Raw genomic sequence first — 13,430 nt, 5'->3', positions numbered from 1 at the left:
GCTGCTTACCATATCTAAAGGCGTTCAAACCATAACCTTTGAAGCACCAGAAGGCAAAACTTTTGGGGATGACACATTTGAGCTGGCTGCCTCGTCAAGCTCGGGCTTACCGGTGACGCTAACCAGCTCCAAGCCTGGCGTTGCTATGATCGAAGGATCGACTGTGACCATACTGGGTGCCGGGACGGTAACACTGAAAGCAAGCCAGCCCGGAAATGACAGCTACAGCTCGGCAGCCAGTGTGGAGCACGTGTTAACGATCAACAAAGCCGCCCAAACAATCACTTTTGATGTGCCTGATGTAGAGTCTGGCGATGGGGCTGTCGAACTTGTGGCCGAAGCCACCTCTGGCCTGGCAGTAACCTTTGTGTCGAGCAATCCTGATATTGCCAAAGTAACCGGAACTATCCTTGAGGTGCTGGCAGCCGGCGAAATAGAAATTACTGCCAGGCAAACTGGGAACGCCAATTACCTGGCCGCAGAGGATGTAAGCCATACGCTGGTAGTAGCCCCGGCCGTAACAGGTGTTGGAGACGACTTAGCTGATAAAGTGCAGGTGTACCCCAATCCGGCACAGAGCTATATTGAAATTGAACTACCCAATAATATCACCAAAGCCAGCTACAGGCTTACGCAAATAAGCGGGCAAGTGGTGAAATATGGTGACCTAAATCTGGATCAATCCAAAACGAACATCCTCGTGGAGGACATAGGTCCTGGCGTGTACCTGCTCAACATCAGCGGTGAAAGTTACGCTGAAGTTTTCCGGGTAATTAAAAACTAAAACCACACAACACATTATTGAGTAAAAAAGGGCCGGTTTCCCGGCCCTTTTTTATTGCAGGGATATACAGAGGGCCTATAAATTGACCAGCGACCTCTTTATTTCTATTATTTATCAACTTAAAACATTTCCTTTGTCACAATTAAGCGCTTATTTATAACGCACACCTAATTGTTGACACGATGTCCCCAAATAACTTGGCCGACTGCCTTAAAAGGCCACTTAAGTTAATATTTCTCTTCTGCTTGCTTCTGGGCGGAAGCTATCGAGCTTTTGCTCAACCTCAGCCTGTACAGCTATTGCTGGAAAATCACCCAACTGCTTCAAGCGACCCACGAGACATGGTGGAAATCGATGGGATGCATTATTTCGTGGCTAACGACGATGAAATTTGGCAGACAGATGGAACACCTGAGGGGACATCTAGACTTGAATTTACTTTGCCTTCAGGCGGATGGCAGCAAGTAGGCGGTGGAATCAGAAGAATCAGGGCTATGTCGTCAGTAGATGGAAAGCTCCTTCTTTTTGGCTTCGACTTTATCGTGTTTGAATCAGACATCATCCTAGGTGATGAGCCAGCGATATTAGACTTGACTTCACTGACCATGAGTCCTTTAGCAAATATTAACCAGGGCCAATGGGCTTCTTCACAATCAATACAGCCTATCTCCATTGGTGAAAAGGTCTTCTTTCTTGCCAACGATGGAATTCATGGTCAAGAAATTTGGGTAACTGACGGCACGGGTGAAGGTACAAACCTCCTTGTGGACATAAACCCCGGAGCTGTAGGAGTTTCCAACAACATCAAATTTTTGCCTGTCGGAGACAACCTCTTCTTTTTCATCGACAACAAACAGTTTTGGAAAACTGATGGTACCCCTGATGGAACCACTCTAATAAAAGACTTTACCCCGTTCAACGCAATTGTAGGGTATTCCGATCGTGAGATTCATGTTGTTAGTAATGAGGTTTTTTTTATCGTTGGAAGTAGTGGTTACAGTATCTGGAAGACAGACGGCACACCAGATGGTACTGGGGTAGTAATTGAAAACCTGCAAAGCAGCAACCTAAGGACGCTGAACAATGAGCTATTATTCGTGCAAAGATGTAACACCACACAATCTTGCCTTTACAAGGTTAATACCATGACAGCCGAACTTGAATTGGTTGCAACAATTCCAATTCAGTACCTTCACAATATTTCAACCGAGGTTGACGGGAGCATATTCTTCGAGGGTGGGAATGAACTTTGGAAAACAGATGGTACCGAACCAGGTACAATAAAAATTGCTGACCTGGAAGCCAGTAACTCCTCTGGATACAACTGGAATTACGCTTTTGTCAACAACCGTTTTCTTTTTACATTTATTGGTAACGCATCTGGACACGAGATCTGGGTATCGGATGGAACAACTGAGGGCACGTCCATTTTGAGGGACTTTAACCCTGGTCTGGAAGCCAGCCGACCCGAGTTTTTATCTTCCTCAGAATCTTTCTCTTTCATTTCCCTAAACGATGGACAAAAAGGCAGAGAGCTTTGGGCCACCCAGGGCAGTCCCGAAACGACAATTTCTGTAGGGGATTTACGAACTGTCCCTGAAAGCTTGACGATTAAGGATGCTGAAACGGTCGGCAACGATCTCGTTCTGTATTTGGGAAGGGACTTCGATAATAACCAAGCCCCCAATCTAGTGAATGTAACGGATGAAAACACCTTAAAAGCCATTGGAAGAAATGGCTCATATACCTACCTCACTAACTATACTGCAAGCCTTGAGGTTCTAGGAGAATCCATAATTTTCAAAGCACATGAGGTCACAAACAACGCTATTCATACAAATCTTTTTCTTTTTAAAGACGGCACCCTTGAAAGCGTGGCCGAGCTTTCCATCTCCCCAACTAATATTAGCATAGCGAATGGTGTCGCTTTTTTCTCGAACGATGAGGCCGCATATGGAGGGGAGTTGTGGATGAGTGATGGGACGATTGAGTCGGTAAAAATGATCAAGGATATTGCCAGTGGAACTTCATCAGGCACTTATGAAGGCAGTGGTTTAAGCGTTGAATACGTCCCTGGTACAGGCTACTTTTTTACAGCAAATGATCGTATACATGGGCCGGAACTTTGGAAAAGTGATCTTACAGACGAGGGAACCAGTATGCTGAAAGACATCAGGGTCGGCCCATGGGGTTCTCTTCCTTCAAACTTCTATGTATTCAAAGATATGCTGTTTTTTTTAACAGAAAAGGAGACAGCAGTACACGAGATTTGGGTTACTGATGGAACTGAAATCGGCACACAACGTCTTTTCGATCATTCCAATACAATTGGGGCTATTGAGTACCATACCTTGGGAGACTGGTTGTACTATGTTATCCGAAACAACAGTTTCTTCTACGAGCTCTGGAAAACAGATGGCACCTCAGAGGGCACGGAGCTAGTTGAAACTTTGGGACAGTTTTATATAGCCAATGAAGATCCATTTATACCGCTAAATGAAACTCTCATTTATATAAAGAAAAGTGAGGGCTATGGCTACGACTATTTTAGCTTATCAGCTGAAAGCAACGAACAAATATATCATTCAGAAACAGGCTATCTCGGAGGCTATACGGTAGTCGACGACTACCTATTGTTTTGGGAGGGGGACAACTTGCTTAATAGCACTATGCTTGGGACAGATGGCAGCGCAGAAGGTACTACACTTCTTTATGACCTAACTGAAAGTTCCGGTGTCAAGAGAATAGATAATCCATTCAACTTTAAGTCAGACCTTGTTTTTCAAGGGGAAAAAGACGGCATAACTTCAATTTACAGACTACCCATATTGCATTCTTCTGCCGAACTAGAATACAAGGGAACGCAGCAGAGCTCAGGTTTCGAAGTAAGCTTTGATGATGCTGTTTACAATCAAGCCAGCGAAATAGAAGTGATAACCATCTCCAACACGGGCTACATCCCCCTAAAATTCACTGGCTCATTCAAGTTTGACCTGGCAGGCGCTAATCCGGAAGATTTTGAGCTCGACCTTTCTTCGATTTCAGATAAAGTAAATCCAAATAGCTCTGGCGAAATTGGCATTACTTTTACGCCAAAAGGTGTAGGTTCTCGCTCTGCTGCTTTACTCATCTTGACCAATGATGAGAACGCTCCTTTAATTGAAATTGTGTTGACTGGTACTGGCACAAAAGCTGATCCCATAGTTTCCTTTGCCGACCTGCCAGTTAAATCTGTCGTCGCCGAGCCCTTCGACCTCGTGGCATCGGTTGATACGGATCAGGACATTTCCTTCTCTTCATCAAACCCGGAAATTGCCAGCACCGATGGGACGCTGGTGACAATTCACAAGGTGGGTGTGGTGACAATAACTGCCTACGTCGAAGCAACAGACGTATACAACGCTGCATCTTTGGAACAAACGCTGACAATTGAGGGGCTGCCTCAAACAATTATTTTCGAAGCCATTCCGGAAAAAACCTATGGCGACGCACCCTTCGACCTCACTGCCTCAGTAGATACCGACCAGGAGATCTCCTTCTCATCTTCCAACCCCGAAGTAGCCAGCACCGAAGGAAAGACAGTAACAATACACAAAGCTGGCACCGTCACAATAACTGCTTCGGTGGCGGCAACCGAACTGTACAACGCAGCGTCAAAGCAACAGTCATTAACTATCAATGGAGTTGAACAAATTCTCACCTTCGAACCCCTCCCCGAAAAAACCTATGGTGATGCTCCCTTTGAGCTATCCGCCACGGCCAGCTCCGGCCTCGATGTAACCTTTTCCTCAAGTGATGCAGCTATAGCCTCCATTGAGGGGGTCACAGTCACCATCTTAAAGGCAGGCTCTGTCACCATCACTGCATCACAGGCTGGCAACGATAACTATTCCAGCGCCACTGCCACGCAGACATTGACCATTAACAAAGCAGCCCAAACCATTACATTTGCAGCGCTCCCAGCAAAGACATTTGGTGATGCTCCTTTTGCGCTTGCGGCTTCAACTACTTCAGGGCTTGCGGTGGCCTACGCCTCAAGTGACGCAACAGTGGCTAAAGTGGATGGGACAACTGTTACACTTCTCAAACCAGGTTCAGCGGCTATCACCGCTTCCCAGGCTGGAAGCGACAACTATCTGGCTGCCGCTTCTGTGGAGCAGTCGCTTGTTGTCAACAAAGCTGGTCAAACCATTTCCTTTGAACCACTGGCCACCAAAACGTATGGCGACCCTGCTTTCGAACTTTCAGCCTCCTCCTCTACCGGTTTGCCCATTACTTTTACTTCATCAGACCCTGCAGTGATTATTGTAGAGGGTAATTCAGCTTTGATAGCAAAAGCCGGGGAAGTGACCATCACAGCGTCTCAAGCTGGCAACGATAATTACAACGCCGCTTCTGCTGAGCAAACATTAACTATTGCCAAAGCGTCACAAACCATCACTTTTGATGAGCTGCCAACCCTGCAATCCGACGACGAACCAATAGAGCTGGCAGCTGAGGCTTCTTCGGGCTTGCCAGTCGCCTTCCAATCTGAAGATGAGACAATTGCCACTATAGAAGGGGCAACTTTAACCATAACCGGAAGCGGCGCTACTTCCATAACAGCCACCCAGGGAGGCGATGACAACTACCTGGCGGCAGAGGAGATAACAAGAGCGCTGGTGGTGGAAGAAGTGACGGGGTTGAAGAATGGCCTGGCTGGGCTACTTGAGGTGTTCCCAAACCCGGTGCAAGAGTTGCTTTTTATCAAACACAACGCTGATTTGAAGGGTGAATTTGCTCTCACCTCGATTAGTGGAGAAGTAATTTCCAATGGTTATTTAGACAAGGCTGGGTCAACAGCTATTCGCACCAGCAATTTAAAAGACGGCATTTACCTACTAACTATTTCAAAAGATGACACCAAAATTACCTTTAGGGTTATTAAAAAGAATTAACCAAGGAAGGCTTGCAGGATTTGCTTTTGGTTTGCTCTTTTTTTTGAGCATTACAGCCAATGCTCAACCACAGCCTGTGCAGCTTTTGTTGGAGGACCATCCTACTGAAAGCGGAGGCGGCTCAAACTTTGTTGAGCTTGAGGGTGTAGGTTACTACTTAGCACGCAAAGGAAATTTCGTCACAATTTTCAAAACCGATGGAACAATAGATGGAACAGAAGAAGTTACTTTTCAAAACCCAGTTGGATCGGCTGGGACCGTCAATGGACTTTTGCCTTTTGGAAACAAACTGCTTGTTTTCAACTTCTACTTTTACTCCAATGAGGAGCCTTTTATCTATACTGAGCCCGCTATTTTTGACCCAAGTGATCAAAGCATTACGATTTTAAAGGACATCAATCCAACCCATAATCAGGGATCTAATTCCTATCCGATTTGTGTTATTAACGGCAAAGCGTTGTTTACAGCGAATGATGGTATAAATGGAAATGAGTTATGGGTAACGGATGGAACAGAAGAAGGCACAGCACTTCTAATAGATACCAAGGAAGGTGCATCAGGACTAATCGGCTTCTTTTATAAGCAGGTCAGCTCTAATTTATATATAATAGTAGATGGTAAAGAAATTTGGAAAACCGACGGCACGTCCGAAGGGACAAGTTTAGTCAAAGATTTTGATGGCGTTGGTTACGTACAATACGATGAAAGTGAGGTTACTTCGCTCGACAATAAACTGTATTTTCGACTTTATAACACATCAATTTCGAAGCAGTCACTTTGGGAAACTGACGGTACTGAAGAAGGAACAGTTCAAACAACCGAAGACGAATTCCAGCGGTTCTATATTCGATTGATTGATGGTGAACTTTATGTCATTGGTACATGGTATGAATCAGGTTTATATTCAACCGGTATTTTCAAATACAATTTAATATCAGGTTCTCTGGAAGAAGTTTGGTCGAGCTCAAACACGGAAATTATTAGAGCCATGCCGACCATTTCAGAGATTATATATTTCTCTTTTGATAGCGAGCTATGGAAAACCGATGGATCTGCTGCGGGAACAGAACTTGTTAAAACCTTAGATGGAAATTTGAGAGGCACCATCGGAGGTTATGAAATGCCAAATGGCGACATTGTTTTCTTTGCAAGCGATGTAGAACACAATTACGAGATTTGGAAAACAAATGGAACTGAATTAGGCACAACCCTACTGAAAGACATCTATCCAGGGATCATTTCAAGCTACCCACTTTCTCCTGTCATATATAATGAGGAGCTTTTCTTCTCCGCTGCTGACGACAAACACGGGACTGAGCTATGGAAGACTGATGGCACAGAATCTGGAACAGTGATGCTTTTAGACGCTAACACCCAGTATAAAAATATACAAATGGAGTCAAGCACGGTGACAACAGAAGGTCTTTTCTTTACATCTGGAATAAACTCTCAAGGCAAACCGAATCTATATAAAACCTCATCGGAAGACCACCTTGAACAATTAGCCTTTGAAAGCGGTGCACTTGTCTTAGCTGAGTTCTCAAATTTTGTTACCTACAATGATTTGCCCTTCATTTTTGTTAAGAATATAGGAATAGAAGGTAGCGCCTTTCTTGGTCTGGCAAAATACTCCGATGACAAACTAGAAATTGTAAAAGAGATAAGTGGAGGTATAAGTTTACGAAACGTAGGAGATAAACTATTCTTTCCAGCAAATTCTCCAGGTACCGGTCGTGAACTATGGGTGTCTGACGGCACAACGGAGGGAACTTATGAAATAACTGATATTGCCCCCGACCAAGACGATGCCTTTGACACAGACGATGACGACTTTCACATTGAAAAATTTAACGAAAAGTACTTCTTCTCAGCAAATGATCAATCAAATGGCTATGAGCTCTGGGTCAGTGACCTGACACCTGAAGGCACAACGCTGATAAAAGACATCAATCCCGGATCTAACAACTCTAAGCCACGGGATTTTACAATATTCGACTCACAACTACTATTCCTAGCTGAAAACGCATCAAACAAATCTTCAATATGGTTTTCTGACGGCTCGTCAGGGGGAACCTACGAGCTTGTTGAGTTTGAAAAAAACGCCCTCCATATCAAGCACTACCAAATTGGACAAACACTATTCCTTTCTGTCGCCTTCGAAGATCACACCTACGGGCTTTTCAAAACCGATGGAACGGCAGAAAATACCGAGCTTGTTTTTGAAACTGATGTTTTCTACCCAGTTCATTATCCGTTTATCGGATTTGGCGAAAGGGCTCTTCACGTGAGAGTAGAAGGGAATGAAATTAACTATTATTCTTTTCGAGAGGATGGCACGTATGATGTTATCCACAACGGGCCAAGCTATCATAATATAAACTCGTCACTTATCATCGATGACCTGCTGTACTTGTCGATAGATAACTATCTATATAGAACCGACGGTTCAATAAACTCATTTGAGCCGATCTATGATTATAATGTTGACGGAGGAGGGCTCTACAATGTGACGAATCTAACCCAGCAAGGGAAAAATCTATATCTGGAGGCTCAAAAAAATAACGTTCGGACTCCATGGCGCCTCCCTATATTGTTTGCCACCGTTGGGCTTGAGTTTGGCGGGTTACCGCAACAGTCAAGCTTTCCTGTTGACTTCGAGCAAACCAGCTATAATAATCAGTCGGAGAAACAGATAATAAAAATTTCAAACACTGGTTACATCCCTCTCATATTCACAGGCTCATTCAAATTCGACCTGGCGGGCACCAATCCGGAAGATTTTGAGCTCGACCTTTCTTCGATTTCAGATAAAGTAAATCCGAATAGCTCTGGCGAAGTTGGCATTACTTTTACGCCAAAAGGTGCAGGTGCTCGCTCTGCTGCTTTACTCATCTTGACCAATGATGAGAACAATCCATTAATTGAAATCGAATTGACTGGCACCGGCGCCAAAGCCGACCCAGTAATATCTTTTTCCGAGCTCCCCACGAAAACCATCCTCGATGAACCCTTCGACCTCATGGCTTCAGTGGACTCAGACCAGGAAATCTCGTTTTCTCCTTCCGATGCCGAAATAGCCAGCATCGAAGGGAAGACCGTCACTATCCACAAAGCTGGAACTGTTATGATCACGGCCTCAGTGCTGGAAAATGACCTTTATTTGGCTGCTTCAAAACAACAGTCGCTAACAATCAATGGCGTTGAACAAACCATAACCTTCGAAACCCTTCCAGAAAAAACATTTGGAGATGCTCCATTCGAGCTATCCGCCACAGCCAGCTCCGGCCTCGATGTAACCTTTTCCTCAAGTGACGTATCTGTGGCCTCCGTTGAGGGGAGCACAGTCTCCATCTTAAAAGCGGGTGCTGTTAACATCACCGCCTCTCAAGTCGGCAACGACAATTATTCCAGTGCCTCTGCCACACAGACATTGACCATTAACAAAGCAGCCCAAACCATTACGTTTGAAGCGCTCCCAGCAAAGACATTTGGTGACGAGCCTTTTGCGCTTTCGGCTTCAACTACTTCAGACCTTACGCTGGCCTACGCCTCAAGTGACGCAACCGTGGCCAAAGTGGAAGGAACAAATGTCAGCCTCCTCAAGCCAGGTTCAGCCACTATCACCGCCTCCCAAACCGGGAATGAAAACTACCTGGCCGCCGCTTCTGCGGAGCAGTCGCTTGTGGTGAACAAGGCTGGTCAAACCATTACTTTTGAACCACTGGCCACCAAAACGTATGGCGACCCTGCTTTCGAACTTTCAGCTTCTTCCTCTATTGGTTTGCCAGTTGCTTTCTCCTCGTCAGACCCAGCTGTGGTTAGCGTTGAAGGTAATTCGGCGTCGATAGTAAAAGCCGGGGCAGTAACCATCACAGCCTCTCAAGCTGGCAACGATAATTACAACACCGCTTCTGCTGAACAAACATTAACCGTTGCCAAGGCACCACAAACCATCACTTTCGATGAGCTGCCAATCCTGCAATCCGACGACGAACCAATAGAGCTGGTAGCTGAGGCATCTTCTGGCTTGCATGTCGCCTTCCAATCTGAAAATGAGACAATTGCCGCTATTGAAGGAGCAACTTTGACCATAACCGGAAGTGGTACAACTTCCATAACAGCTACCCAGGGAGGCGATGAAAACTACCTGGCGGCAGAGGGGGTCGTTAGGACGCTGGTGGTGGAAGAGGTTACGGGGTTGGGGAATGAGCTAACTGCGCTAATCAAGGTGTATCCCAACCCTACGGAGAGCTTCATTTCAATAGAATTACCAGGAAGCATCACTCAGGTGTCTTATGCCCTGACACTTACTACCGGTCAAAAGGTCAAGGAAGGACGTTTGACGAGCCAGCAAGGAAAAGTTGAAATCCCGTTTGATGGGATGTCGGCTGGAACCTACCTGCTTACCCTTACAAATGGAGAGCTATCCAGCACGTGGAGAATCATTAAGAACTAGGCAATATGCAGGCCAGCTTATGGCCAAAAAAAGAGTGATTTATTGCTCTCAAGGCGCCGTTCCAAAATCATAGCTATCATCGACTTCATTTATAGCTACAATTCATCTCAAACATAGCTATGTTTAGACCCAAAGATGGCTATGTTTGAGATGAATGTTAACTATGTTTAGGGTAAAACATAGCTATGTTTTTGGGCGAGCGCTATTTTGAAGTAAATCTCCTTACCGCCCAGGCTGCCACCAGGGCAGTTACAAAACCAAAGCCGACGGTCATCGGCCAACCCAGGCCTTTGCTCTCCGGCTCTGTGACCACAAGTAACTGGTTGGCCGGCTGATTCAACAAAACTTGCCTTTTTCCACCCAGCCAGGTCACAATCACAGAGTCGGCTATTGAGTGGGTGCCCAAACCAAAGTGGGCGTACAATGCATTCTGCGACAGATGGCTGGAACCTCCATCAATCTCCCGCATCATTTTCACGCCGCCGGCCACTACCTCCACCCTGGCCCCGAGGCCGTGCAGTTCCGATTCGGTTCCATTGAGGCTAACCTTTAGCCAGTTGCCGCCCTTGCTGTCGTTTCGAAACAGCCTTGTGCGGGACTCCACGGGGAAGTCAAGCACTGGCTTTTGGCTTACATATAAAATATCGAGGTCTCCGTCGTTGTCCATGTCGAACACCACCGACCCCCGGCCCACGCCGTAGTCGTTGAGGCCGAGCAAATGGGCCTTGTCGGTGAACACCCCTTTGTCATTCTCAAAAAAGAAGTTGGCCATGGGCACGTCGTTGGGATTGAGATCGCCATTGGCAACAAAAAGATCGACATCGCCGTCCTGATCAAAGTCAGCAAAGTTGGCCCCCCAGCTGATGCTCACAAAGCCCATCCCAAGCTCCCTGGCCTTATCAACAAATGGTTTACCAGGCCCCTGATTCACCATAAACCTGTTGAACCGAATATTGGTGACATAGTAGTCGAGCAGGCCATTGTTGTCATAGTCCCCAACGGCAATTCCCATCGAATTGATTTTCAAGTCCATGCCTGTTTCCTCGGCCACATCAATAAACTCGTCGTCGGGGTATTGGTTGTTCAGCAGCACGTCCGGCGTGGCTTTGTAGCCAAAGTCGTGGTTAACGAAAATATCTGGATCGTGATCGTTGTCATAGTCGGTAAAAACTCCACCAAAGCCAAAGCCTCTGAATTTCAGACCGTAGTCCGCATACTCGTTTGTAAAGTATTTGCCCTCGTGGTTGACAAGCAGGTACCCCTCTGCTGTAGAGCTGGCATTCACAATCGTAGCGTCGTTGATAGCACTCAATTTTCCCTCATAGGCCAGAAAGTAGTTGCCGATATAAATGTCAGGATAACCATCAAGATTGAAGTCTCCAAAGCTGGCCCCGGTGCTGAACGATTGAAGATCATTCAACCGATACTCTTCGGTAGCATCCCGAAAAGTTGAATTGCCATTGTTAATAAACAAAAGGTTCTCCGCCCGGGGAATTTGTTGAGAACTGTCTTTTAAAGTAATGGTCGTGACGAGCAAATCGATCCAGCCGTCTCTGTTCACGTCGGCGCTTGCGGCTCCCTGGGTCACGTATGCACCCGTAACAACCAGGCCCGATGAGGCGTAAATGTCCTTAAAAGTGCCGTCTCCGCTGTTCAGGTAAAGGCGATCAGTTTCCATTCCGCTGGTGATAAAAAAATCGTCCCAGCCGTCGTTGTTGAAATCAAACACACAAATGCCTCCGCCGAACATCCCTTCATATACCACAAACTGATGATGGCCGATGCCAGCCTCGTCTGTTACGTCCTTGAAGCTCAGCTGAGCCTGTGCTGCAAAAGACGCCAGAGCAAGGCAAACCAACCATATAACCTTCAAGTTATTTACTATTGTGTTCACAGGCGACTCTATTCGTTTTTCCAAATCAGTGCATTCACATTCTCGGCGATTCTGGCCCCCTCGGTTAGCCCTACTTCATTGTCGTAATGAGAATGGATTCCTCCATAAAACCTTGAGTTGGCAGTCTCCTCGGCAACCTCCCAAAACGAGTCAAAGTGACGTGGCTTAAAGTCCACGTTTCTAACTTCATCCCGCTTGCGACCGACATGAGAACTGTCGGTAAATGAAAACCTCTCACCAAACTGATAAATAAGAATAGTGGCGGCGGTTCCAGCGTTGGTAGCATGCCCCGATGGAAACGCAGGAAATGGCGGATCTGGCCAAAATGACACCCAGGCGGGCTCCACGTGGTGGTTAAGAAAACTTGACGGCCGCTCCGACACATGCTCGTACTTCCACTTCCAGCATTCAATGAATGCGTCGGCTACAGCAATCCCCATTTTGGCGTAGGTTTCAGCGCATTTGATCAGTTCGGGGTTTTTAGCCTTGATCACCGCAGTAGCTATATAATAAGAGTGCCCAGGTGGCGTGAATGTATCGGCCGGATCGTCGCCCCACCATAGTGCCGCTTCCTTTTCCTCCTGTGTCAACTCTTTGTCCTTTTCGTATACCTCTATGAATTGTGTGTAGTAGGGAGAGCCCGGTGTTGTATCGTGCGGAATCAATTCTGGGGTCGGAATAAGGCTGTTTTTTGCTACAAAGGTGCGATTATCACCCCAGTGCGGGTGCAGTGGATAGTGGCTTATCGACTGTGCATACAATGGCGGCTCCCAGCGGCCTTCACCTGTGGGCAGCTTAAGATTTTTATCGAAGTTTTTCAGATAGCCCCGGTGCCCGCCATCGGTTGTTGACCACTCAAAGATAGCGTCGGCCACACTTTTTCCGTACATGACCGAGCGGTCTGCTACTTCGCTGTCGACTTGGTCAGAAATCTGCTCAAAAAATAACGCCTCAAGAGAATCAACTTTTGATTTGTTTTCGTCGGAGGTCTGGTTATAAATGCGTTTGATGATAGATGCCTGTCCGGCATTGAGAGCAATGAGCCAATCATATTCCAGCCCTGTCTCGGGAATCGGCAATGCTTCCAAACCATTCAACTGACCAGCCATGCTGTGATAAGACGGGTACCCGTTCACAACGGACTCATACATCGTTAGCCCTATATAGCCAAAGCATCGTGAGGCATAAGTAGGTGAGTTGGAGGGAGTGTTTTTTGTAATGTAAATCGATAAATCGGCCCACCCCGTAGCCACTTCCTGCGGCGTAAAAATTTTCTTCTTGCCAGCGGAACAGCCACAAACAATTACTATGGCCACTATTGAGCAAAGGCGGAAAAAATGGTTAGTCAAGCGTTCCATA

5 protein-coding genes are annotated in these 13,430 nt (G+C 46.3%); 3 read left to right on the top strand and 2 right to left on the bottom strand.

The window, feature by feature from the left end:
- From RIF36_RS18740 to RIF36_RS18730, 3 genes are all read left to right on the top strand, one after another.
- Nucleotides 1-784, top strand: a 784-nt coding sequence (locus RIF36_RS18740; RefSeq protein WP_350127118.1) for a T9SS type A sorting domain-containing protein, incomplete at its 5' end; no start/stop codon positions are given.
- 182 nt (nucleotides 785-966) lie between these two features.
- Nucleotides 967-5,721, top strand: coding sequence for a choice-of-anchor D domain-containing protein (locus tag RIF36_RS18735; protein ID WP_350127115.1), 4,755 nt, complete (start codon nucleotides 967-969; stop codon nucleotides 5,719-5,721).
- Nucleotides 5,681-10,177: an ELWxxDGT repeat protein gene (locus RIF36_RS18730; protein WP_350127112.1), complete on the top strand. Its 4,497-nt coding sequence runs from the start codon at nucleotides 5,681-5,683 to the stop codon at nucleotides 10,175-10,177. Before RIF36_RS18735 ends, RIF36_RS18730 begins: the two co-directional genes overlap by 41 nt.
- A 202-nt stretch (nucleotides 10,178-10,379) precedes the next feature.
- Here the strand turns inward: RIF36_RS18730 and RIF36_RS18725 are convergent, their stop codons facing one another.
- Together RIF36_RS18725 and RIF36_RS18720 are read right to left on the bottom strand one after the other, a co-directional pair.
- A complete protein-coding gene (locus RIF36_RS18725) occupies nucleotides 10,380-12,095 on the bottom strand; it encodes a CRTAC1 family protein (protein WP_350127109.1) in 1,716 nt (571 codons plus the stop codon).
- Complete coding sequence (locus RIF36_RS18720) at nucleotides 12,080-13,429, bottom strand: vanadium-dependent haloperoxidase (RefSeq protein WP_350127106.1); 1,350 nt, start codon at nucleotides 13,427-13,429, stop codon at nucleotides 12,080-12,082. The genes RIF36_RS18725 and RIF36_RS18720 overlap by 16 nt, the downstream gene beginning before the upstream one ends.
- Nucleotide 13,430 lies beyond the last annotated feature (1 nt).

The organism is Imperialibacter sp., from assembly GCF_040222815.1.
Lineage (GTDB): Bacteria > Bacteroidota > Bacteroidia > Cytophagales > Cyclobacteriaceae > Imperialibacter.
The sequence above is the reverse complement of the archived record's forward strand: the minus strand, read 5'-3'. Positions and strand labels throughout refer to the sequence as shown.